Source organism: Telluria sp. GW821-FHT07G12 (assembly GCF_059418525.1).
Window position 1 is genome coordinate 213,904 of record NZ_JBWKQA010000007.1, and the last position, 21,193, is coordinate 235,096.

Consider the following 21,193-nt stretch of genomic DNA (forward strand, 5'->3'; position numbering starts at 1 on the left):
ATTCCGAAGCGGCGCTTCCCGAAATCTATATAGTAGACAGGTGAGGAGAACCGCCATGAAAAAACTCGCCATCATTCTTGCAGTTGCCGCCCTGAGCGGCTGCGCGACCCAGTATCCGGGTCCCGCCAACTACGGTACCCGCGCCTATGCGCAAGCGCCCGACGCCAACGGCTGGCAGGTCGTCTCGGTGACCCCGGTCCCGAACGGCACCGCCGCCCAGGCGCAAGCATCGGGCGATGCCGGCCGCGTGACGACGTCGGACGTCGTCACCTACAGCCCGGCGCCGTCCAGCACCACCTACGTGGCCCAGCCGGTGTATGTGCCGGCGCCGGTGTACGCGCCGGCCCCGGTCTACGATCCGTTCTGGTACCCGCCGATCTCGATCGGCCTCGGTTTCAGCTGGAGCAACTGGGGACACGGCTATCGCGGTGGTTACCACGGCGGCCCGCGCAGGCATCGCTAAATACTAAAATCTGCACTAAAATGGGGAGGTCGCACAGCGCTGCGGCCTCTTTTTTTTCGCCCCGCCATACACCTCCTTCCTTACGTTTTTCTTACGCATTTGTATGAATGACGCATGTTGCAACGCGCAACATGAATCGTTTGCTGTTGCTCAATTGCCATCCTACAATGGCCCGAAGATGGGTCTGGCGCCAGCCGATCCGCCCCGGTACCGGCGCCCCCGGCGCACGGCAAAAACGACGTAAAAAAACGGAGACAGCAATGAATTTCAAACTGAAAGCATTGGTTGCAGGGGTAGCACTGGGTTTGTCGATGTCCGCGATGGCCGCGGAGCCGATCAAGATCGGCGTGTCGGGTCCGTTCACGGGCGGCTCGGCGCCGATGGGCGTGTCGATGCGCGATGGCGTGCGCCTCGCGGTCGCGGAAATCAATGCCAAGGGCGGCGTGCTCGGACGACAGCTGCAGACCGTCGAACGCGACGATGAAGCTAAGCCGGAGCGCGGCGTGCAGATCGCGCAGGAACTGATCAACAAGGACAAGGTCGCCGCTACCGTCGGCTACATCAACACCGGCGTGGCCCTGGCCTCGCAGCGCTTCTACCAGCAGGCCAAGATCCCGGTGATGAACAACGTCGCCACCGGCTCCATCGTCACCAAGCAGTTCGCCAACCAGCCGGAAAACTACGTCTTCCGCAACTCGGCCAACGACACCATCCAGTCGACCATGATCGCCGACGAGGCGATCCGCCGCGGCTTCAAGAAGCCTGCGATCCTGGCCGATTCGACCAACTACGGCCAGCTGGGCCGCGAAGACCTCGAGAAGGTCCTGGCGACCAAGAACGTGAAGCCGGTCTCGGTCGAGAAGTACAACATCGGCGACGTCGACATGACCGCGCAGCTGCTGCGCGCCAAGCAGGCCGGCGCCGACGTCGTCCTCACCTACGGCATCGGTCCGGAACTGGCGCAGATCGCCAACGGCATGCAGAAGCTGGGATGGAAGGTGCCGATCGTCGGCAGCTGGACCCTGGCGATGGCCAACTTCATCGACAACGCCGGCGCCAACGGCAACGGCACGCGCATGCCGCAGACCTTCATCCAGAACCCGGACACGCCGAAGCGCAAGGCCTTCATCGACGCCTACGTCAAGGCCTACAACCCGCCGAACGGCCGCATGCCGTCGGCCGTGTCGGCAGCCCAGGGCTATGACTCGATCTACCTGCTGGCGGCCGCGATCGAACAGGCCAAGAGCACCGAAGGTCCGAAGATCGCCGCCGCGCTGGAAGACCTGAAGACGCCGATCGAAGGCGTCGTCACCACCTACAACAAGCCCTACAGCAAGACCGACCACGAGGCCATCAACTTCGAGAACACCAAGTTCGGCGAAGTGCAGAATGGCCGTGTGGTGCCGGTGAAGTAAACCCAATTGCCGTCATCCCCGCGAAAGCGGGGATCCATGCTGACTGGCTTCGATACACTCAGTATGGGTTCCCGCTTTCGCGGGAACGACGTGCAAACGTATCGGGTCTTTCAGGGTAAAAAATGGAAATCCTCCTCCAGCTGGTCTTCTCCGGGATCGCGCTCGGCATGATCTATGCCGTCATCGCCTTCGGCTATCAACTCACCTTCGCCACGTCCGGCACCCTGAACTTCGGCCAGGGCGAGGCCCTGATGCTGGGCGCGCTGGTCGGCCTGTCCCTGGTCGGGACCATCCACGGCGGTCCCTACATCAGCTACTGGCTGATGGTCCCGCTGGTGATGGTGTTCGGCGCCATCCAGGGCATGTTCGTCGAATGGATAGGCGTGCGTCCCGCCATCCGCATCAAGTCCGAATTCGGCTGGATCATGTCCACCATCGCACTGGCCATCATCTTCAAGAACGTGGCCGAGAATATCTGGGGCAAGGACGTGCTGCCCTTCCCCTCCCCGATCTCGTCCGAGCCCTTCACGGTGCTGGGCGCGAACGTGCAGCCGATGCAGGTGGCCGTCATCATCGGCGCCGTCGCTATCATGCTGGCGGTCGAGATCTTCAACCGCAAATCGATCTACGGCAAGGCGGTGGTCGCCACCTCCAACGACCGCGACGCCGCCGGCCTCATGGGCATCAACACGCGCATGGTGATCACCTTCTCGTATGCGCTGTCCTCGGCCACGGCGGCCTTCGCCGGCGCCCTGATCGCGCCGCTCACATTGACCAGTGCGACGATGGGCGCCTCGCTGGGCCTGAAGGCCTTCGCGGTGGCCATCATCGGCGGCCTGACCTCGGGCATGGGCGCGATCGTCGGCGGCATCATCCTCGGCATCGCCGAAACCGCCACCGGCTTCTACCTGTCGACCGGCTACAAGGAAGTGCCCGGCCTCGTCCTGCTGCTGCTGGTGCTGGCGGTGAAACCCTCCGGCCTGTTCGGCAAAGCCGCGATCAAGAAGGTATGACGATGAAGAAGAATCCCCTGGCGCTCGCCGCCATCGGCGTCGGTATCGCCGTGGTCGCTGGCTACCCGCTGCTGTTCACCAATCCGTATTACGTGCACCTGGCCGAGACCATCCTGATCTACGCCATCCTGCTGTACGGCCTGGACATCGTGGTCGGCTATACCGGCCAGGTCTCGCTCGGCCACTCGGGCCTGTTCGGGATCGGCTCCTACGCCACAGGCATCCTGGTCATGAAGCTGGGCGCGCCCTGGTTCGTCGCGATCCCGGCCAGCATCGGCTTCGCCGCCCTGTTCGGCGCGATCCTGGCGCTGCCTGCGCTGCGCGTGACCGGCCCCTACCTGGCGATGGTGACCCTGGCCTTCGGCACCATCGTGCAGATCCTGATCAACGAGATGACCTTCCTGACCGAAGGCCCGCTCGGCATCCAGCTGCAGAAACCCAGCGTGTTCGGGCGCGAGCTGACCGAAGTCGAGTACTACTACGCGGTGGCCGGCTTCATGCTGCTCTCGCTGCTGCTGGTGCACCGCCTGCTGCGCTCCCACGTCGGCCGCGCCTTCGAGGCCCTGCGCGACAGCCCGATCGCCTCCGACTGCATGGGCGTCTCGGTGTACCGCTACAAGGTGTACGCCTTCGTGATCAGCGCCGGCTTCGCGGGCCTGGCCGGCAGCCTGTACGCCTACTCGGAACAGTACATCTCGCCGAACAGCTACAACTTCGAGCTGACCATCCTGTTCCTGCTGGCCGTGATCATGGGCGGGCGCAAGAGCCGCCTGGGCTCCCTGATCGGCGCGACCATCGTCGTCATGCTTCCGAGCCTGCTAGCCGACATCGAAGTATTCCGCAAGATCGCCGTGACGGCGGCCGCGGTGGCCGTGATCGCGGCCGCGCTGATGATCGCCAAAGGCCGCACCACGCTGGGCCGTACCGCCATCCCCGTGCTGGCCACGCTGGCCCTGGCCGTGGTGGCGTACAAACTGGACAGCATGGTCGACTGGCGCCTGACCATCTTCGGCCTGATGACCCTGTTCGTCGTCTACTACCTGCAGGACGGTATCGTCGGCTTCTTCAAGAGCCTGATGGGCCGCGGCCGCGTGCACGCGGTGGCCAGCGAAGGCGCCGGCCAGGCCGACCCGTTCGCCGGGGCTCGGCTCGACGCGGGCGCCGACGGCGGCGAGCTGCTGCGCGTGGAGCAGGTGCTGATGCAGTTCGGCGGCCTGAAGGCCCTGAACCAGGTCGACCTGACGGTGGCGCGCGGCACCGTGCACGGCCTGATCGGCCCCAATGGTTCCGGCAAGAGCACGATGATGAACGTCCTGACCGGCATCTACAAGCCGACCGCCGGCGCCGTCGTGTATGCCGGCCAGCCCATCGCCGGACGCACGCCCTCGCAGATCGCGCTGGGCGGCGTGGCGCGCACCTTCCAGAACGTGCAGCTGTTCGGCGAGATGACCGCGCTGGAGAACGTGCTGGTGGGCCTGCACCACAGCTTCCGCTCGTCCTGGCTGGACGCCATGCTGTCGACCCCGCGCTACCGCCGCGAGGAACTGGCGGCGCGTGCGCGTGCCGCCGCCATCCTCGAGTTCATCGGCCTGGCCGAACTGGCCAACGAGGAAGCGCGCAACCTCCCCTACGGCAAGCAGCGCCTGCTGGAAATCGGCCGCGCGCTGGCGCTCGACCCGCGCCTGCTGCTGCTGGACGAACCGGCCGCCGGGCTGACCGCGCCGGACATCCGCGAACTGATGGCCATCATCCGCAAGATCCGCGACCACGGCATCACCATCGTGCTGATCGAGCACCACATGGATGTGGTGATGGCGATCTCGGACACCGTCACGGTGCTCGACTTCGGCCAGAAGATCGCCGAGGGCACGCCGGCCAGGGTGCAGTCCGATCCGAAGGTCATCGAGGCCTACCTGGGCGGCGCCGCCGACACCCCGGCGCCGCCGCAAGCCGCCGCACTCTAGGAGACAGCATGTTAGCCATCCAGAACCTGCACGCCGCCTACGGCAAGGTCGAAGTCCTGCACGGTATCTCGCTCGAGGTCCCGAAGGGCAAGCTGGTGACCCTCATCGGCAGCAACGGCGCCGGCAAGACCACCACCATGCGCGCCATCTCGGGCATGATCAAGCCGAAGAGCGGCAGCGTACAACTCGACGGCCGCGACATCACCGGCCTCGACTCGCACCGCATCGCGCGCGCGGGCCTGGCCCACTCGCCCGAGGGCCGGCGCGTGTTCGCGACCATGAGCGTGACCGACAACCTGCTGCTGGGCGCCTTCCCGCGCTTCACCCGCGCCCGCCTGAAAGGCGACATCCAGCACGACCTCGAACGCGCACTGGAACTGTTCCCGCGCCTGAAGGAGCGCCGCACCCAGCTGGCCGGCACCCTGTCCGGCGGCGAGCAGCAGATGCTGGCGATGGCGCGCGCGGTCATGCTGAATCCGGAAGTCGTGCTGCTCGACGAACCCTCGATGGGCCTGGCGCCGATCCTGGTGGACGAGGTCTTCCGCATCATCGCGCGCCTGAAATCCGAAGGCGTGACCATGCTGCTGGTCGAGCAGTTCGCGCAGGCGGCGCTCAACGTGGCCGATTACGGCTATGTGCTGGAGAACGGCAGCATCGCCGTGCACGGGCCGGCGGCCAGCCTCAAGACCGATCCGAAGGTGGTGGCGGCCTACCTGGGCGGCGGGCACGCGCACTGAGGTGGAGATACTCTGCGACGATGAAGCCTGGTAGAGCACGGTGCGCGCCCAATACGCGCCGTCGCCGGACTTCATCAACCTGGAAAACGGCTACTTCGGCATGCCGGCCGAGCCGGCGCGCGCCGCCCTGCGCCGGCGCCGGCGACATCGCCAGACTGGCGCACTTCGGCGTGGTGCCGCCCGCACCCATCCTCGCGGTCGAGGAAGCCCTTGCCTTCTGTGCGAGCGTCGGCGTGGCCAACAAGGAAGCGCGCCTGCGCTACCTGAGCCGCTACTGGATGGAGCGGGTACGCGCGCTGCCGCGCGTGCGGGTGCTGACGCCATGCGACCCGCGCCGTTACTGCGCGCTCGGCGCCTTCGCCATCGAGGGCATGCCGGCCCAAGAGGTCGCCCGGCGGCTGATGGCGCGGCACCGCATCTTCACCGTCGTGCGCAAGCTGTCCGATTCGGCCGAGGGCGGCGAGTGCGTCCGCGTCACGCCGCACCTGTACACCACGCCGGCGGACCTCGACACGCTGGTGGGCGCGATCCGGGAGCTGGCGGTCTAGGTAGCACGCCGCGATACCGGCGGTCGTAGATTCCTGCGCCCCACATCCTTCGATGTAATCTTTCGACAAGCACTGTCATCATGCCCCGATCCGCCGCTCGTCGGCCCTTATCGAAAGGCATGCATGAACCGCTTCAAGCACCTCCTCTGCGCCCTCGCCCTGCTCGCGCTTGGCGGCTGCGCATCGACCTTCGACCGCGGCGGCACGCGCCAGGCCGGCAGCGTCGTCGACTACCTTTACCCGGACGTCAAGGAACCGCCGAAGATGGAGGCCACCGTCACCCGGCTGCGGCTGCCGGTGCGGGTCGGGATCGCCTTCGCGCCCGGCGGCGGTAATGGCGCCGGCCTGCCGGAAGCCGCGAAGACCCAGTTGCTGGAGCGCGTGAAGGCATCCTTCGGCCAGTACGACTACATCGGCAGCATCGAGGTGATCCCGAGCGCCTACCTGCGCCCGCGCGGGGGCTTCGCCAACCTGGACCAGGTGGCGCGCATGTTCAACGTCGACGTGATCGCGCTGGTGTCCTACGACCAGATCCGTTTCAACGACAGCAACCGCCTCGCGGTACTGTACTGGACCGTGGTCGGCGCCTACCTGATCAAGGGCGACCAGTACGACGTCCAGACCATGGTCGACGCGGCCGTGTTCGACGTCCGCAGCCGCAAGCTGCTGTTCCGCGCGCCGGGCACCAGCCAGGTCAAGGGCTCGTCCACGCTGGCCGGCTACAGCAAGGAAATTCGCGGCGCGCAGTCCGACGGCTATGTACAGGCGGTCGACCAGATGATCCCGCAGCTGCAGGCGCAACTGGCAAGCTTCAAGGAGCGCGCGAAGTCCGACCCGGGCATCGAGGTCGACCGCAGCCAGTACCGTGGCGGGCGCGGCGCCGGCAGCTTCGGTTGGTTATGCGCGCTGCTGGCCGTCGGCGTGGCCTGGTGCATCGGACGCCGCCATGCTTAAGCGCGCACCGGTCACCTGCGCGATCGGCAGCATCTGCCTGCTGCTCGCTTTCGCCGGAGAGCCCATCGCCGCCGGCTTCGCCTGGGAGCGCGCGGCGATCCTGCACGGGGAATTGTGGCGGCTGTGGAGCGGCCACCTGGTGCACTACTCGTTCTCGCATGCCGGGCTTGACACGCTGGTGCTGGTCGCGATGGGTATGGTGGCCGAGCCGGCGGCCGGCTCGCGGCGCTTTGCGCTGGTGCTGGGCGGCGGCGCCTTGCTGATCTCGCTCGGCTTGCTGGCGCTGGCGCCGGCCATCAACGAGTACCGCGGCGCCTCGGGACTCGCCGTGCTGGCGGCCGTGCTGGGCGGCGCACTGGCCTGGCGCCGTCATCCCGTCAGCCGTCCGGTGCTCGTGTGCGCCGCGCTGGCCCTGGCCAGCAAGACCTTGTGGGAAGCCTTTGCCCATACGGCCGCCTTCACCGACCTGCCCGCCGGCGTGAGCGTGGCATGGCAGGCCCATTTGCTGGGCGCGCTGCTGGGTGCCTGCGCCGCGCACGCCATCATGTCGCCACGATATCGGGAACGCCATGCTCAGCGTAGAGATCGTGCATCGCAGTGATCTGGCGCGAGTCCGCGCGTTCTATGCGTCGGTCGGCTATGGGGGCGGCGTGGTCGATGCCGATCTGTTAAAGGCTCAAGCCGTAATCGCGATGAGCAGGCCGGCGCAACCTACATGCCAAACAAATCATTCGCATCCAGGATCGCATAAGTGATCTCGGGATGCCGCTCCAGCGCCTTGCGCACCGCGGCCGGGATCGACTGGCGCACCTTCTTGCACAGGCCGGGCCGGTCTTCCAGCAGGATGACGATGCCACGCAGGGTGCGGACCTCGTTCGGACTCGGCGTGATCCTGAGCTCCACGCCCAGGTTGGCGCGTATCCTTTCCTGCAGGCGCTTGAGCTCTTCGTAGCTGGCGATGCCCTCGATGCGCTCGATCAGCTTCTGCTCCTCCACGCGCGTCAGCCGCAGCGGACGCAGGTCGGCATCGGGCTCGCCGAGCAGGCGCTCGCGGTCGCAGACGCAGGCGCCTGGCGGACATTCGGTACGGAGGGGGTAGCTTACCTGTTGCAACATGCTCTCACGCTGTCGGGCAAAGGATCGGAATAGTGTACATCACGCTGGTCTTCAAACATTGCGCGCGGCCTGGTCCAGCATGCCGCTCATGCGCTCCCAGTGCGAGCCCTTCCAGTAGACGCGCCCGCAGACGTCGCAGGTGCTGAATTCTTCCTGGCTGGCGGCCACCTGCGGCGGCAGGCGCTCGAGCACCTCGGCCTTGGCGACGACACGCAGCGGCGCGTTGTCGTGCAGGCAGCGCGTGAACGGGCGCGCCCGCTCGGCCAGCCCCAGGCGCTCGAACACTTCGCGCAACTGCGCCTGGGCCTTCAGCGCGTGCACGTAGCAGCCGTAGTCGATGCTGCGGCGCTTGAGGAGTTCGCGGTGGCGCGTCAGCACCACCCGTTCCTCTTCCACCGCCAGCACCTCGACCTGGTCGTCGCGCAGGCTATTGTCGTAGATAGTGTCGAACCCGGCCATTCGCAAGAGGCGCGCGAGTCCGCCGAGGTGGGCGTCGGCGACGAAGCGCAGGCGTCCCGGCGGCAGGGTCGGCGCGGGCGCCAGGTCGGCGACGTCGAGGCGGGTGAAGCGCGGGTAGACGGCAACGCGGTCCCCCTCTTCCAGCAGCAGATCGAGGCCGGCCGCCTCGCCGTTCACCAGCAGCAGTTCGACCTCGGTATGCGGCACGCCCAGCGCCTCGATCATGTGCTTGGTCGTGGCCATGCGCGCGCAGGGCGTGGCGATGTCGATCTGGCGCCGCTCGCGCGGCAGAAAGTCGTTCAAATTACCGTAGAAGCGGAAGATGGCGCATACCATAATGGTTCAAACGATGGCGGCTGGCTGTAAAGCACGCAGCACCTCGAGCGCGTTCGGCACCGCGGCAAAGGCGGCCGTGTTATCGAAGATGCACCAGCAGTCGGCGCCGTTTGCCGTCAGGGCGGCGATGCGCTGCTCGACCTCGCGCAGAAATTCCGGCGAATAGCTGGAGTAGTAGACCTTGGGCGTGCCGTGCAGGCGGATGTAGCTGGCGGCGGTGACCGGCACGTGCGGTCCGGGCTGGCCGGCAGGCGGATCGGCCATCACGCGCGTGACCCCATGCTCGCGCAGCACGGCGGTGGCGGCGTCCGAGAACCAGGTCGGATGGCGTGCCTCGAGCGCCAGCATGCAGCCCACGCGTTCGCGCAGGCGCGGCAGGAAATCGCGCGCCGCGTCTTCGTCGAACACGCCCTTGGGCGGCAGCTGCACCAGCACGCAGCCGAGCTTGGGCCCGAGGTGATTGACCTCGAAGGCGAAGCGGTCGAGCAGATCGTCGGCGTCGCGCAGGCGCGCTTCGTGGCTGATCGATTTCGGCAGCTTGACCGAGAAGCGGAAGTCGGGCGGCACGCCGGCGGCCCAGCGCGCATAGGTCTGCGGCTGGTGCGGGCGGTAGAAGGAAGAGTTGATCTCGACAGCCGGGAACACGGCCGCGTAACGCTCCAGGTGGCTGCCCTCTTCCGGGAATTCGGCGGCCACGTCCTTGTGCAGGCTCCAGCCGGCGCAGCCGATCAGGCGCGCACCCGTGGAGCCGGCTTGTATGCTTGTGCTGTCGCTCATGGGCTGATTCTATGCCGGGACGCCCGGCACACGTCGCACGGCCGGCACGGTCCGCGCGCGGGCCGTACAATATGAACAACCGATATCCGCTGGAGATTGCAATGACCGACCCGCTGCACATCGTCTGTCCCCACTGCGACGCCGTCAACCGCGTCGCCAACGAACGCCTCGCCGACCAGCCGGTCTGCGGCAAATGCACCAAGGCGCTGTTCGAAGGCAAGCCGCTGGATGTGGACAGCGCCCGCTTCTCGCGCCATATCAGCCGCAACGACATCCCGGTGCTGGTCGATTTCTGGGCCGCCTGGTGCGGGCCCTGCCGCATGATGGCGCCCGCCTACGCCCAGGCCGCCGGCCGCCTCGAACCGCAGGTGCGCCTGCTGAAGCTGGACACGGAAGCGTCGCAGGACATCGCCGGGCTGTTCGGGATCCGCAGCATCCCGACCATCGCGCTGTTCCAGGGCGGCCAGGAGGTGGCGCGCCAGGCCGGGGCGATGGATGCCGGCAGCATTGTGTCCTGGGTGCAATCCAAGGCGCGCGCCGCCTGAGCGCGCGTTCAACTACCGTCGAAGCGACGCCCCCTACTCATCCGGAAGGAGAATGTCATGTCCCAGGAACTTGTCTACGAACGCGGCACCGAGGATGCGAAGCAGTTCGCCCGCATCCTCTACATCGCCCACGCGGCCACCTTCTTCTTTTCGCTCGGCCTGCTGAACATCATCGTCCTGATCGTGAACTACATCCGGCGCCCGGAGACGGCAGGGACCATGGTCTATTCCCACCACACCTGGATGATCCGCTCGTTCTGGTTCTACGTCCTGTGGATGGGCGTGGCCTGGATGTTCGCGCTGACCATCGGCGTCATCACACTTGGACTGGCGCTGCCGCTGGCCTGGCTGATCGGCGCCGCGGCCTGGCTGTGGATGGCTTACCGGATCATCCGCGGCTTCCTGGAGCTGAATAACAACCGGCCGATGCCGGTGTGATGTCATGCGTGGGCACCGGGTGCTCACCCTACGGTCCGGTAGGGTGGGCTCCCCGAGCCCACGTCAGAGCTTCGAAAAGGCCTGTTCGAGGTCGGTGATCAGGTCGTCGGTGTCCTCGAGGCCGATATTGAAGCGCACCAGGATGCCCGCATCCGGCCAGTTGGGGCGCATGCCCTGGATCCGGTAGGGCATCACCAGGCTGTTCGCGCCGCCCCAGCTGTAGCCGATGCCGAAAAAGTCCAGCGCGTCGACGAAGCGGTCGGTCTGCTCTTCCGTATAGCGCGCATCGAACAGCACCGAGAACAGACCGCCCGCGCCCGTGAAGTCGCGCTTGAAGTTCTCATGACCGGCGCAATCCTCGAAGGCCGGGTGCAGCACCTTCGCGATTTCCGGACGCTGCTTGAGCCAGGCCGCCACCTTGCGCGCGGCCGCATCGTGCGCGTCGAAGCGCAGCTTCATGGTCGGCAGGCCGCGCAGCACCAGATAGGTGTCGTCGGCGCTGACGCCCATGCCGAGCCGCATGTGGGCCAGCGCGATGCGGTCGATCAGGGATTTCTCGCGCGTGATGACGGCGCCCATCAGCACGTCCGAGCCGCCCGACTGGTACTTGGTCAGGGCCTGCATGACGATGTCGACGCCCAGGTCGAAGGCGCGCAGGGCGATGCCGGCCGACCAGGTGTTATCCAGCGCGACCAGCACGCCCTTCGCTTTCGCCGCGGCGCAGATGGCGCGCAGGTCCGGCACTTCCATCGACACCGAGCCCGGCGCCTCGGTCCAGATCAGCTTCGTGTTCGGCTGGATCAGGTCGGCGATGCCGGCGCCGATCAGCGGATCGTAGTAGCGCGCGGTGATGCCGAAGTCGGCGCTCAGCCAGCGTCCCAGTTCGCGGTTCGGGTTGTAGACGTTCTCGGGCAGCAGGACGTCGTCGCCGGACTTCAGCAGCGCCAGGTCGACCATGGCGATCGCGGCCAGGCCGGACGGCGCCAGCAGGCAGTGATTGCCGCCTTCGATCTCGGCCAGGCGGGCTTCGAGCGTGAAAGTGGTCGGCGTGCCGTGCAGGCCGTAGGTATAGGCGTTCTTGTTCTTCCACTCGCCGCTGCGCATGCTGGCGACGTCCTTGAACAGGACCGTCGAGGCGTGGTGGATGGCGCTGGGGAAGGCTGCGAAGCCTTTGGGCGCGACGTAGTCGGTGTGGATCAGGGTGGTCTGGAGGGACTTCTTCATGGCTTGTGACTCGCAATCAAAAATACGACGCCAAAAACGTCGTTCCCGCGGATGCGGGAACCCATACGGCACTGAACAGGACGCTCAGCATGGGTTCCCGCCTGCGCGGGAACGACGTGGTGATACCCGAACGATTATAGATTACGCCACGGTCGCCCACAGATCGTGCGCATCGGCCTTCGTGACGATCACCTCGATGAACTCGCCCACCGCCGGCTTGGCCTTGCCCGGGGTCAGCGCGCGCTTGATGTGCACCACGCCGTCGATCTCCGGCGCATCCGCGGCCGAGCGGCCGATTGCTTCGCGCGGGCCGACTTCGTCGACCAGCACGCGGATCTTCTTGCCCACCTTGGCCTGCATGCGCTTCAGCGAGATCTCTTCCTGCAGCAGCATCACGCGTGCGCGGCGCTCTTCGCGGACCGCTTGCGGCACCGGATTCGCCAGCTCATTGGCGGTCGCGCCCTCGACCGGCGAGTAGGCAAAGCAGCCCAGGCGGTCGATCTGCGCCTCGCGCAGGAAGTCCAGCAGGTATTCGAATTCCTCTTCGGTCTCGCCCGGGAAGCCGGCGATGAAGGTCGAGCGGATCACGAGGTCCGGGTTCATCTTGCGCCAGGCAAGGATGCGGTCCAGGTTCTTCTCGCCGCTGGCCGGACGCTTCATGCGCTTGAGGACGTCCGGGTGCGCGTGCTGCAGCGGGATGTCGAGGTAAGGCACCAGGTTCTCGCCCATCAGCGGGATCACCTGGTCGACGTGCGGGTACGGATACACGTAGTGCATGCGTACCCAGGCGCCGTACTGCTTGGCCATCTGGCCCAGGGCCTCGGCCAGCTGGGTCATATGGGTCTTGATCGGGCGACCGTTCCAGAAGCCGGTGCGGAATTTCACGTCCACGCCGTACGCGCTGGTGTCCTGCGAGATCACCAGCAGTTCCTTGACGCCGGACTTGAACAGGTTTTCCGCTTCCTTCAGCACCTCGTGGATCGGGCGCGAGACCAGGTCGCCGCGCATCGACGGGATGATGCAGAAGCTGCAGCGGTGGTTGCAGCCTTCTGAAATCTTCAGGTAGGCGTAGTGCTTCGGCGTCAGCTTGATGCCGTGGTCCGGCACCAGGTCGACGAAGGGGTCGTGCGGCTTCGGCAGGTGCAGGTGAACCGACTCCATCACTTCGGTGACGGCGTGCGGACCGGTCACGGCCAGCACCTTCGGGTGCACCTTGGTGATGATGTCGTCGCCGACCGCATCCTTCTTGGCGCCCAGGCAGCCGGTGACGATGACCTTGCCGTTCTCGGCCAGGGCTTCGCCGATGGCGTCCAGCGATTCCTGCACGGCGGCGTCGATGAAGCCGCAGGTGTTGACGATCACGAGGTCGGCGCCGTCATAGGAATTGGCGGTCTCGTAACCTTCCGCGCGCAGCTGGGTCAGGATCTGTTCGGAGTCGACCAGGGCCTTCGGGCAGCCGAGCGAGACGAAGCCGACCTTGGGCGCGGCGACGCCGGGCGCGGCCGGCGGAATCACGACCGGCGGGGCCTCGGCAACGGCGACTGCGGAATCTTGGGAGGCGGAAAGCGGATTGCGGCGGAGTTCAGGCATGTGGATTGCGGCGGAAAATTCTGGGCAATCCGCGATTGTACAGGAAGGCCGCTACTCCGTGTACCCGCGATCCTTCAGACATACGACTCCTGACAGCTCACCACCGAGCTCATTCAGCCAAACGATGTGCTGCTTTTTTAACAGTTTCTTTCAATTTCTTGTTCTGATCTTCGCCATAACGTCGTTGTAGTTCCTGATAGAGGGTTCGTGCCTCTCCCACTCTTGCCAGTCGAGATAACAGCTCCGCTTTTCTAAAGATTGCGTCAGCGACAGTCACTTTCGTCCGAAGTAAGGAGTCCGCTCCAAACCGCCGGTCGACCTCATCAAACGTTTCTAATGCAACCTCGTCCATTCCAAGGGTGGTAAATGACACCGCCTTTTGCGCGAGGCCTTCTGCCACTCGACCACGGACTAAATCACTAGAGTCGTTTGCAAAGCGACGATCAAGGTCATTGTAGGTAGATATCTCTTCATTGAAACGCTGCAACCCTCCAAGCCGCAGCCCTTTATACACTAGTGCGTCTGCTGCTATATCGCGAATTTTGTCTGACGAGCTCGATGAAAATTGCGAGACAATACGATCATATAAAGGCAGCTCCTCATTTAAGTTCGAAACCTTTCTATATTCTATAGCGAGATTCAACATGGACTTGGCCACAACTTGTGACACAGAATCGTCAGGTGTATCGCCGAATCGCTTCTCAAGCTCCCTATGGACCTCAATTGCTTCAAGAGACTTGCCCAATTTTGCTAACGCGTCTGCCTTACTGAACAGCGCTGAGGCGACGAGGTGTTGCATGTCCTCAGAGTCGTCTTCGCCATATATCGACAATATTTCATTGAGTGCCTCGACTTCGCTATGATAGTCTTTCGACGCAGCAAATTTTCGAGCACGTTTATAAAGCGCTGTTGACAAGAGGAATCTCATGTCTGAAGAGTCGCCAGGAACGTAGCGATTCTTAATATTCTCAAACGCAGCCTTTTCCTTTTCGCTTTCCTTACGGCGCTCGTAAATCGTACTCGCCGCCAAAAGCGAAAAAGCTACTTGCGCCTTAACCCCTGAGTCCTCATCGGTCGAAAATTCATGCTCAACACTTTCGAAAACTGCAAGGGCGTCATCATACTTTTTTGCTTGCAATAAAACCAAACCTTTAGAGGCAGCATATTTGGCTTGGTCAAATCTAGACGAGTTCTTCGAATACTGGATCGCAATATCGAATTCTGCCACGGCAGCGCTATGCGCCCCACTTCTACCGAGTTCCGATGCTTGTTTGAAGTGCAGCTCTGCACGATCATCTGAACCAGCATCAGATGTGCGCGACGTGTCACCAGCTGATGTACGACTTATATTTAGCGAGGCGTCAACACTCCCGCCGTTGTTGCCATCTCTGGTCTTACGCTTTTCCTCGAACGTACGGTCAACCTCGCGGAGTTTTTCTTGAAGAGTTTCATCGAATCGTTGTTTTGCAGCTGCCGCATCACTGTGCGCCTTCGCCTCAATGGCCGCAATTGAGGTTAGCGCATTATTCACACGCTCTTCCACGTTGCGAAATTTATTACTAAGCTCTTCGGCATTCTTCTTAAACCATTCTTCAGCAACTTCCTGGGCCTCACGGATTGCACGATTCCTCACACTAAAATAAGTAATGAAACCTGCGCCGAATACAAACAATGTAATTAAAACACTAAACACGGCAACCAAATTCCCGACCCACGACGTATGGCTGCCTTGCATCGTTGCTAGAGTACTAAAGTCCGCCAATCGCTTGTCGACAGACTCACTAATCAATGATGATGTTTGCTTTTCAACCGCAAACTCTACCTCTAACTTATTTAAGCGGCTTTGTAGGTCATCATTGACTTGCTGCGCCTTCGCCTCATTCGGATGACTATCCGACTCAGCCTCCGCATTAGCCCAGATATGGGTACTGAAGAGCAATATAAAAAAATGGAGAATGAAAAAACGCCTGAAGAGAATCATGAAGCCGAAGTTCCTTTCAGAACCTTCACTAAAACTACTGTTCGAAAACAAATTCCCCACTCAGCGTAATTTGCGGAGCAGGGAATTAAAAAAATCATTAACACGGAAACGATGCTATTTCTTAGTATCCGTCGGCACCCCGAACGGGAAGGTCCCGAACATCGCCTTGCTCTGGCTCTGCATCTGCTCCTGCATCTGCAGGAACAGGTTCTTGCTCTGGTCGATGTAGTTGTTCATCATGCCCTGCATCATCGGGCCCTGGATGTTCATGAACTGGGTCCACATCTCGGTCGAGAACGGCTTGCCTTCCAAGGTACCGGTGGCCGAGCCGACAAACTTGTTCTGGATGTCGGTGAAGGCCTGGACGTTCTTTTCCAGGTAGGAGCCCATCATGCCCTGCATCGCATGGCCGTAGTAACGGATGATTTGTGACAACACTGCGCTGGAGAACATCGGCGCGCCGTGCGCTTCTTCTTCCAGGATGATCTGCAGGAGGATGCTGCGGGTCAGGTCTTCGCTGGTCTTGGCGTCGACCACCGTGAACTCGTCGGCGTCGAGCACGAGTTGCTTGACGTCGGAGAGGGTGATGTAGGAGCTGGTCTGGGTGTCGTACAGCCGGCGGTTCGGGTATTTCTTGATCAGGCGTTCGCTACTCTTTTTTCCACTGCTCATCTCAGGTTCCAAATATTGCGCCGCAGCGCTCTGTTATGCGGTCCACGGGCCGGGGTACAGTCCGTGGTGTCTCCGATTCCAAGAGGATAGACGGTAAAAATACCACGTTGCGAACGCAGGTGCAGCAATTATTCGGTAGGCAACTCGATTATTCATCTTGCAAGTTGCCTTCCCGATAAGAAATCAGTCTGCCCGTGCTTTTACGTAGCGTCCCGGGGCCGCTTCGATGGCCCGGTAGCGCTCGTTGCCCGGCTGCGCGGGCGGCGGCACGTCCTTGCCGCCGTTCTCGGCCAGGAATTTGGCCCACTCAGCCCACCAGCTGCCCTTGACCTCGGTGGCGCCCGCCATCCACTCCGCCGCGCTCTTCGGACGGTTGCGGCCATTTGTCTGGTTGACCCAGTGGCTGCGTTTGCCCTTCGAAGCCGGGTTGATTACGCCGGCGATGTGGCCGGAGGCGCCCAGCACGAAGCGGTTCGCCTTGGGCTTTTTCGGATTCAGCAGATTCATCGAGGCGAAGGCCGCTTCCCAGGGCACGATGTGATCTTCCTTCGAGCCGTAGACGAAGACCGGGCAATCTATCTTGCCAAGGTCGACCTTGGCGCCGGCCACCGTCAGCGCGCCCGGCACCTTCAGCTTGTTTTCCAGGTAGGTATTGCGCAGATACCAGCAGAACATCGGGCCCGGCAGGTTGGTGCTGTCGGCGTTCCAGTACAGCAGGTCGAAGGCCGGCGGGGTCTTGCCCTTCAGGTAGTTCTGCTGGACATAGTTCCACACCAGGTCGTTCGGGCGCAGCGAGGAGAAGGTAGTGGCCAGGTCGCGGCCCGGCATCAGGCCGCCCTTCGCCAGCTGCTGTTCGCGCATCGCGACCTGGGTCTCGTCGACGAAGACGTCGAGCACGCCGTTGTCGGCAAAGTCCAGCAGGGTCGTGAACAGGGACAGGCTGGCCGCCGGCTGGTTGCCGCGCGCCGCCTCGACTGCCAGTGCGGAAGCGGCGATGGTGCCGCCGACGCAGAAGCCGAACACGTTCACTTTTTCCTTGCCCGAGATTTCGCGAGCGACATTGATGGCGGTAATCGCGCCCTGATCGACGAAATCGTCCCAGGTCTTGCCGGCCATCGTCTGGTCCGGATTCCGCCAGGACATCATGAAGACGGTGTTGCCCTGCTCGACCAAATAGCGCACCAGCGAGTTTTCAGGCTGCAAGTCGAGGATGTAGAACTTGTTGATGCAAGGCGGCACCATCAGCAGCGGCACTTCGTGCACAGTGGGCGTCGCCGGGGTGTACTGGATCAGCTGGAACAGTTCATTTTCGAACACCACCGTGCCCGGCGTGATGCCGACGTTGCGGCCGACTTCGAAGGCGGCTTCGTCGGATTGCGAAATGCGGCCCTTCTGCATGTCCGCCAGCATGTTCTGCAGACCCTTGGTCAGGCTCTCGCCCTTGGTCTCGATCATCTTTTGCTGGGCTTCCGGGTTCGTCGCCAGGAAGTTCGCCGGCGACAGCGCGTCGACGATCTGCTGCACGGCGAAGCGGATCTTCTGCTTGTCACGCGTTGGCGCCTCGACGGCTTCCGCCATCGCCATCAGGAATTCGGCATTCAACAGATAGGACGCCGCGCTGAAGGCCGACATCGGATTCGCGGTCCACTCGGGCGCCGAGAAGCGCCGGTCCTTGAACTCGGGCGTCTTGCCGCTCATGACGTCCTGCCACAGGCGCATCGCCTTCTGCAGATAGTCATTGCGCAGGGATTCCAGCTTGGCCTGCGGCAGGCCGGCGCCGAAATCGCCCAGCATGCGCATCACCGGCGCCGCCTGCTGGGCCATGCCCCCGTTGAAGGCCGAAGGGTCGGCGAACTTCATCCAGGATTGCCAGACAGAAGGATCGGAAAACTGCGACATCCATGCAGCGCCTGGCTGCGAAGGTGCTTCGGGCGTATTCATATCGGCATCCATTGTTTAGAATCGGGTATTCAAACGTGCAACCAGGGAAAAAGCCATGTGGATCGTCGCCATCGGATGGATGTATGTCGTCACCCTGATGGCGGCCACCGAAACCTCCGTCGTGGCCGGCATCATGACCTTCCTGTTTTACGGGATGTTGCCATTATCTCTTGTTTTTTACCTGACGGGAGCATGGCGGCGCGGGCGGGCGCGCAAGCGCGAAGCACAGCAGCGTACGCGCAGCGACACCCCGCCTATTTAATCCAGATCAAACTGGCCTGGCGCCCGCTGCCGGCGCCATCGCGGCGGTAGGAATAGAAGCGATCGGCTTCGGTGAAGGTACAGCGATTGCCGCCATGCACGCGGGTGACGCCGTCGCGGGCCAGCATGCGCCGCGCCAGCAGCGGCATCTCCGCCAGGTATTTGCCTTCACGTCCGGGATAGGGACGGAAGCCCTCTTCCGCTTCGCCATTCGGCAGCGCGGCGCGGAAGGCATCCAGCACGTCCGGGCCGACTTCGAAGGCTTGCGGACCGATGGCCGGTCCCAGCCAGGCGGTGATCTCGCCGGCGCCCTGCTCCCGCATGCGCGCCACGGTCGCGCCGAGCACGCCGGCTGCCAGCCCGCGCCAGCCGGCATGGGCGGCGCCGACCACTTTGCCATCGAGATCGGCGAACAGCACCGGCAGGCAATCCGCGGTCAGGATCGCGCACACGATGCCCGCATCGACCGCAGTGCTGGCGTCGCCGGTCTGCACCGGCGCGCCCGGCTGCACCAGGCGCGCATCGACCACGTCGGCGCCGTGCACCTGGGCGATCCAGGCCGGATGCCCGGGCAGCAGCGCCTGCAGGCGCGCGCGGTTCTCGCGCACGGCCTCCGGATCGTCCTTCACCTGCCGCCCGAGATTCAGGCCGCCGCCACCGTGACTATCGTCGAATGGCGCAAGACTGACACCGCCCAGGCGGGTGGTCGCCAGCGCCCCGACGTTCGCAGGCAGATCCAGCCAGTCCGGCCACAGCACCTGCGCAGGATCGAGGGCCGGCATCAAGCCGCTTCCGGCTCTTCGATGCCGGAACGTGCGAGCAGCTCGGCGAAGTCGGCCGCCAGCGGCACGACCCACTCCATGTGCTCGCCGGTAGCCGGGTGCGTCAGGCCCAGGCGGCGCGCCTGCAGGGCCTGGCGGTGGAAGAAGGACAGCAGGTGCGGCTTGCCGTACACGGTGTCGCCGACCAGGCTGTAGCCCAGCGACTGCATGTGCACGCGGATCTGGTGGGTGCGGCCGGTCTCGAGGCGGCACTGCACCAGGCTGACCGGACGGCGGTCCAGCTCGCCCTTCGCCAGCAGCTCGTAGTGCGTGATCGCCGGCTTGGCCATCGGCGCGTTCGACACCGCCATCTTGGTGCGCTCGGTCGGGTGGCGGCTGATCGGCGAATCGACGGTGCCGGACAGGCGCGGCGTGCCCCACACCAGCGCAAAGTATTCGCGCTTGACGGTGCGCGCCGCCAGCTGGCGCACCAGGTCGGTCTGGGCTTCGAGGGTCTTGCCGACCACCATCAGGCCGCTGGTATCCTTGTCCAGGCGGTGCACGATGCCGGCGCGCGGCACCGACACCAGCTGCGGGCAGTAGTGCAGCAGGCCGTTCAGCAAGGTGCCGGACCAGTTGCCCGAACCCGGGTGCACGACCAGGCCGGCCGGCTTGTTGATGACCAGGATGGACTCGTCCTCGTAGACGATGTTCAGTTCCATCGCTTCCGGCGTGAAGGCGGTGTCTTCGGGCGCCGGCTGCGGCACCACGAGGACGGTTTCGTCGCCGTAGGCCGTGCCCTTGCCCTTGGCCGGCTTGCCGTCCACCAGGATGTGGCCGTCGTCGAACCATTGCTGCAGGCGGCTGCGCGAGAATTGCGGCACCAGGCCGGCGACGACTTTGTCGAGGCGCTGGCCGCAGTGGGACGGGTCCAAAGTCAGGGTGATCGGCGAAAAGTCGACACCGCTCGGCGCCAGCCCTGGTTCGGGGGCGAACTCGGCGTCCAGATCGTCGTCCAAATCGGGGTTAGAAATCATTTCCGCCGAATTCGGCGCAGCATTTAATATCACGTTGTTCCCATCGGCTATAATCAGCCGTTCGTTGAATCTCGGTAAAAACTTTCTTGCAAAAAGCTCATGCAAAAAAAATTGTCTGTATTGGTAGTGACGTGCGCCCTGCTCAGTTTGTCAGCTTGCGGTTTGTTCCCGGGTAAGTCCGACGAAAGCAAGAACGTGTCAGCGTCGAAATTATACGCTGAGGCGCGTGAAGAAATGGATGGCGCCCACTACGAAGCCGCCATCAAGCTGTTCGAAAAGCTGGAAACCAACTACCCCTTCGGCACTTATGCGACGCAGGCGCAGATGGAAATCGCCTACGCCCATTACAAGGCCCAGGACCAGGCCGAGGCGCTTGCTGCGGTGGAACGCTTCATCAAGCTGCACCCGAACCACCCGCAAGTCGACTACATGTACTACCTGCGCGGGCTGATCAACTTTAACGATCAGATCGGCTTCATGAGCTTCATCTACGCCCAGGACCCGACCGAACGCGACCCGAAAGCGACGCGCGAAGCTTTCGCCGCCTTCAAGGAACTGGTCGACAAGTTCCCGAACAGCAAATACGCAGCGGACTCGATCCTGCGCATGAACTACCTGATCAACGCGATGGCTTCCTACGAAGTCCACGTGGCGAACTACTACTACCGCCGCGGCGCGTACCTGGCCGCGCTGAACCGTGCGCAGGGCGCCGTGACCGACTACTCGGATGCGCCGGCGCGCGAGGAAGCGCTGTTCATCATGATCCGCGCCTACGACAAGCTGGGCATGTTCGACCTGCGCGACGATACGCAGCGCGTGTTCCAGAAGAACTACCCGAACAGCCACTTCCTGGGCGGAAAGGGCAGCGGCGATGCGCCGTGGTGGAAGTTCTGGGCGAAATCGGGGCCGCAGCCGGCGCCGAAGGATGCTGTGCAGTAAAACACAAAGCCCGCTCGATGCG

The 21,193-nt window shown here is 63.7% G+C and carries 22 protein-coding genes; 12 read left to right on the plus strand and 10 right to left on the minus strand.

The genetic code is table 11. The annotated features are described in order from the left end of the window. The first annotated feature begins 55 nt into the window (after positions 1-55). The 8 genes from AC07PE_RS23240 (at position 56) to rrtA (ending at position 7,695) form a co-directional block, all read left to right on the plus strand. Entirely contained in the window at positions 56-463 is a 408-nt protein-coding gene (locus AC07PE_RS23240) for a hypothetical protein (RefSeq protein WP_498768955.1), read from the plus strand. 260 nt (positions 464-723) lie between these two features. Next, positions 724-1,878 (plus strand): ABC transporter substrate-binding protein, encoded by a 1,155-nt coding sequence (locus AC07PE_RS23245; RefSeq protein ID WP_498768957.1) that lies wholly within the window; start codon positions 724-726, stop codon positions 1,876-1,878. Between the two features lie 122 nt (positions 1,879-2,000). Further along, positions 2,001-2,891 (plus strand): branched-chain amino acid ABC transporter permease, encoded by an 891-nt coding sequence (locus tag AC07PE_RS23250; protein ID WP_498768959.1) that lies wholly within the window; start codon positions 2,001-2,003, stop codon positions 2,889-2,891. Positions 2,892-2,893: 2 nt separating this feature from the next. Continuing rightward, positions 2,894-4,855 carry a branched-chain amino acid ABC transporter ATP-binding protein/permease gene (locus AC07PE_RS23255; RefSeq protein ID WP_498768961.1) on the plus strand — a complete coding sequence of 654 codons (1,962 nt, stop codon included), beginning with the start codon at positions 2,894-2,896 and terminating at the stop codon, positions 4,853-4,855. A gap of 8 nt (positions 4,856-4,863) precedes the next feature. Beyond that, positions 4,864-5,592, plus strand: a complete 729-nt coding sequence (locus AC07PE_RS23260; RefSeq protein WP_498768963.1) for an ABC transporter ATP-binding protein — start codon at positions 4,864-4,866, stop codon at positions 5,590-5,592. Between the two features lie 20 nt (positions 5,593-5,612). Then, positions 5,613-6,140, plus strand: a complete 528-nt coding sequence (locus AC07PE_RS23265) for a hypothetical protein (RefSeq protein ID WP_498768965.1) — start codon at positions 5,613-5,615, stop codon at positions 6,138-6,140. A 123-nt stretch (positions 6,141-6,263) separates the two neighbouring features. Further along, a complete protein-coding gene (gene rhlP, locus AC07PE_RS23270; protein WP_498768967.1) occupies positions 6,264-7,094 on the plus strand; it encodes a rhombotarget lipoprotein in 831 nt (276 codons plus the stop codon). Then, positions 7,087-7,695, plus strand: a complete 609-nt coding sequence (rrtA, locus tag AC07PE_RS23275; RefSeq protein WP_498768969.1) for a rhombosortase — start codon at positions 7,087-7,089, stop codon at positions 7,693-7,695. The genes rhlP and rrtA overlap by 8 nt, the downstream gene beginning before the upstream one ends. 110 nt (positions 7,696-7,805) lie before the next feature. Here the strand turns inward: rrtA and AC07PE_RS23280 are convergent, their stop codons facing one another. From AC07PE_RS23280 to AC07PE_RS23290, 3 genes are read right to left on the minus strand one after another with little or no spacing between them, the layout of a single operon-like run. Beyond that, positions 7,806-8,210, minus strand: a complete 405-nt coding sequence (locus AC07PE_RS23280; RefSeq protein WP_498768971.1) for a hypothetical protein — start codon at positions 8,208-8,210, stop codon at positions 7,806-7,808. A gap of 51 nt (positions 8,211-8,261) precedes the next feature. Then, positions 8,262-9,005, minus strand: a complete 744-nt coding sequence (locus AC07PE_RS23285) for a Mut7-C RNAse domain-containing protein (protein ID WP_498768974.1) — start codon at positions 9,003-9,005, stop codon at positions 8,262-8,264. A gap of 6 nt (positions 9,006-9,011) precedes the next feature. After that, complete coding sequence (locus tag AC07PE_RS23290; RefSeq protein ID WP_498768976.1) at positions 9,012-9,782, minus strand: DUF72 domain-containing protein; 771 nt, start codon at positions 9,780-9,782, stop codon at positions 9,012-9,014. Between the two features lie 101 nt (positions 9,783-9,883). Between AC07PE_RS23290 and trxC the strand changes: the two genes are divergently transcribed. Together trxC and AC07PE_RS23300 are read left to right on the plus strand one after the other, a co-directional pair. Beyond that, a complete protein-coding gene (gene trxC / locus AC07PE_RS23295; RefSeq protein WP_498768978.1) occupies positions 9,884-10,327 on the plus strand; it encodes a thioredoxin TrxC in 444 nt (147 codons plus the stop codon). 57 nt (positions 10,328-10,384) lie between these two features. Next, the gene (locus tag AC07PE_RS23300) at positions 10,385-10,765 is read left to right on the plus strand and encodes a DUF4870 family protein (protein ID WP_498768980.1); all 381 of its coding nucleotides are present in this window, start codon (positions 10,385-10,387) and stop codon (positions 10,763-10,765) included. Positions 10,766-10,828: 63 nt separating this feature from the next. On the opposite strand, the gene AC07PE_RS23305 is transcribed toward AC07PE_RS23300, so the two are convergent. From AC07PE_RS23305 to phaC, 5 genes are all read right to left on the minus strand, one after another. Next, complete coding sequence (locus AC07PE_RS23305) at positions 10,829-11,989, minus strand: cystathionine beta-lyase (RefSeq protein WP_498768982.1); 1,161 nt, start codon at positions 11,987-11,989, stop codon at positions 10,829-10,831. A gap of 141 nt (positions 11,990-12,130) precedes the next feature. Beyond that, the gene (gene rimO, locus AC07PE_RS23310) at positions 12,131-13,579 is read right to left on the minus strand and encodes a 30S ribosomal protein S12 methylthiotransferase RimO (RefSeq protein ID WP_498768984.1); all 1,449 of its coding nucleotides are present in this window, start codon (positions 13,577-13,579) and stop codon (positions 12,131-12,133) included. 109 nt (positions 13,580-13,688) lie between these two features. Further along, on the minus strand, positions 13,689-15,560 hold the full coding sequence (locus tag AC07PE_RS23315; protein WP_498768986.1) for a tetratricopeptide repeat protein: 1,872 nt from the start codon (positions 15,558-15,560) through the stop codon (positions 13,689-13,691). A 114-nt stretch (positions 15,561-15,674) separates the two neighbouring features. Beyond that, positions 15,675-16,232 carry a polyhydroxyalkanoate synthesis repressor PhaR gene (phaR, locus tag AC07PE_RS23320; RefSeq protein ID WP_498768989.1) on the minus strand — a complete coding sequence of 186 codons (558 nt, stop codon included), beginning with the start codon at positions 16,230-16,232 and terminating at the stop codon, positions 15,675-15,677. A 183-nt stretch (positions 16,233-16,415) separates the two neighbouring features. Next, positions 16,416-18,173, minus strand: coding sequence for a class I poly(R)-hydroxyalkanoic acid synthase (gene phaC / locus AC07PE_RS23325; protein ID WP_498768991.1), 1,758 nt, complete (start codon positions 18,171-18,173; stop codon positions 16,416-16,418). Between the two features lie 55 nt (positions 18,174-18,228). Between phaC and AC07PE_RS23330 the strand changes: the two genes are divergently transcribed. Continuing rightward, a complete protein-coding gene (locus AC07PE_RS23330) occupies positions 18,229-18,435 on the plus strand; it encodes a hypothetical protein (RefSeq protein WP_498768994.1) in 207 nt (68 codons plus the stop codon). On the opposite strand, the gene pgeF is transcribed toward AC07PE_RS23330, so the two are convergent. Beyond that, positions 18,428-19,216 (minus strand): peptidoglycan editing factor PgeF, encoded by a 789-nt coding sequence (gene pgeF, locus AC07PE_RS23335; RefSeq protein WP_498768996.1) that lies wholly within the window; start codon positions 19,214-19,216, stop codon positions 18,428-18,430. The two genes, AC07PE_RS23330 and pgeF, sit on opposite strands and share 8 nt — an antisense overlap. Next, positions 19,216-20,232 (minus strand): RluA family pseudouridine synthase, encoded by a 1,017-nt coding sequence (locus AC07PE_RS23340; protein ID WP_498768998.1) that lies wholly within the window; start codon positions 20,230-20,232, stop codon positions 19,216-19,218. Before AC07PE_RS23340 ends, pgeF begins: the two co-directional genes overlap by 1 nt. A gap of 99 nt (positions 20,233-20,331) precedes the next feature. Between AC07PE_RS23340 and AC07PE_RS23345 the strand changes: the two genes are divergently transcribed. Next, positions 20,332-21,171: an outer membrane protein assembly factor BamD gene (locus tag AC07PE_RS23345; protein WP_498769000.1), complete on the plus strand. Its 840-nt coding sequence runs from the start codon at positions 20,332-20,334 to the stop codon at positions 21,169-21,171. The last annotated feature ends 22 nt before the right edge of the window (positions 21,172-21,193 follow it).

What these genes read in the sequence shown, in the direction of transcription:
- AC07PE_RS23245 (WP_498768957.1), top strand. Translation starts at nt 724, where the DNA reads ATGAATTTCAAACTGAAAGCATTGGTTGCAGGGGTAGCACTGGGTTTG.
- AC07PE_RS23345 (WP_498769000.1), top strand. Translation starts at nt 20,332, where the DNA reads ATGCAAAAAAAATTGTCTGTATTGGTAGTGACGTGCGCCCTGCTCAGT.
- phaR (WP_498768989.1), bottom strand. Translation starts at nt 16,232, where the DNA reads ATGAGCAGTGGAAAAAAGAGTAGCGAACGCCTGATCAAGAAATACCCG.
- AC07PE_RS23315 (WP_498768986.1), bottom strand. Translation starts at nt 15,560, where the DNA reads ATGATTCTCTTCAGGCGTTTTTTCATTCTCCATTTTTTTATATTGCTC.
- rrtA (WP_498768969.1), top strand. Translation starts at nt 7,087, where the DNA reads ATGCTTAAGCGCGCACCGGTCACCTGCGCGATCGGCAGCATCTGCCTG.
- AC07PE_RS23255 (WP_498768961.1), top strand. Translation starts at nt 2,894, where the DNA reads ATGAAGAAGAATCCCCTGGCGCTCGCCGCCATCGGCGTCGGTATCGCC.
- rimO (WP_498768984.1), bottom strand. Translation starts at nt 13,579, where the DNA reads ATGCCTGAACTCCGCCGCAATCCGCTTTCCGCCTCCCAAGATTCCGCA.
- AC07PE_RS23280 (WP_498768971.1), bottom strand. Translation starts at nt 8,210, where the DNA reads ATGTTGCAACAGGTAAGCTACCCCCTCCGTACCGAATGTCCGCCAGGC.
- AC07PE_RS23330 (WP_498768994.1), top strand. Translation starts at nt 18,229, where the DNA reads ATGTGGATCGTCGCCATCGGATGGATGTATGTCGTCACCCTGATGGCG.
- AC07PE_RS23240 (WP_498768955.1), top strand. Translation starts at nt 56, where the DNA reads ATGAAAAAACTCGCCATCATTCTTGCAGTTGCCGCCCTGAGCGGCTGC.
- trxC (WP_498768978.1), top strand. Translation starts at nt 9,884, where the DNA reads ATGACCGACCCGCTGCACATCGTCTGTCCCCACTGCGACGCCGTCAAC.
- AC07PE_RS23340 (WP_498768998.1), bottom strand. Translation starts at nt 20,232, where the DNA reads ATGATTTCTAACCCCGATTTGGACGACGATCTGGACGCCGAGTTCGCC.
- AC07PE_RS23305 (WP_498768982.1), bottom strand. Translation starts at nt 11,989, where the DNA reads ATGAAGAAGTCCCTCCAGACCACCCTGATCCACACCGACTACGTCGCG.
- pgeF (WP_498768996.1), bottom strand. Translation starts at nt 19,216, where the DNA reads ATGCCGGCCCTCGATCCTGCGCAGGTGCTGTGGCCGGACTGGCTGGAT.
- rhlP (WP_498768967.1), top strand. Translation starts at nt 6,264, where the DNA reads ATGAACCGCTTCAAGCACCTCCTCTGCGCCCTCGCCCTGCTCGCGCTT.
- AC07PE_RS23300 (WP_498768980.1), top strand. Translation starts at nt 10,385, where the DNA reads ATGTCCCAGGAACTTGTCTACGAACGCGGCACCGAGGATGCGAAGCAG.
- AC07PE_RS23290 (WP_498768976.1), bottom strand. Translation starts at nt 9,782, where the DNA reads ATGAGCGACAGCACAAGCATACAAGCCGGCTCCACGGGTGCGCGCCTG.
- AC07PE_RS23285 (WP_498768974.1), bottom strand. Translation starts at nt 9,005, where the DNA reads ATGGTATGCGCCATCTTCCGCTTCTACGGTAATTTGAACGACTTTCTG.
- AC07PE_RS23260 (WP_498768963.1), top strand. Translation starts at nt 4,864, where the DNA reads ATGTTAGCCATCCAGAACCTGCACGCCGCCTACGGCAAGGTCGAAGTC.
- AC07PE_RS23250 (WP_498768959.1), top strand. Translation starts at nt 2,001, where the DNA reads ATGGAAATCCTCCTCCAGCTGGTCTTCTCCGGGATCGCGCTCGGCATG.
- AC07PE_RS23265 (WP_498768965.1), top strand. Translation starts at nt 5,613, where the DNA reads ATGAAGCCTGGTAGAGCACGGTGCGCGCCCAATACGCGCCGTCGCCGG.
- phaC (WP_498768991.1), bottom strand. Translation starts at nt 18,173, where the DNA reads ATGAATACGCCCGAAGCACCTTCGCAGCCAGGCGCTGCATGGATGTCG.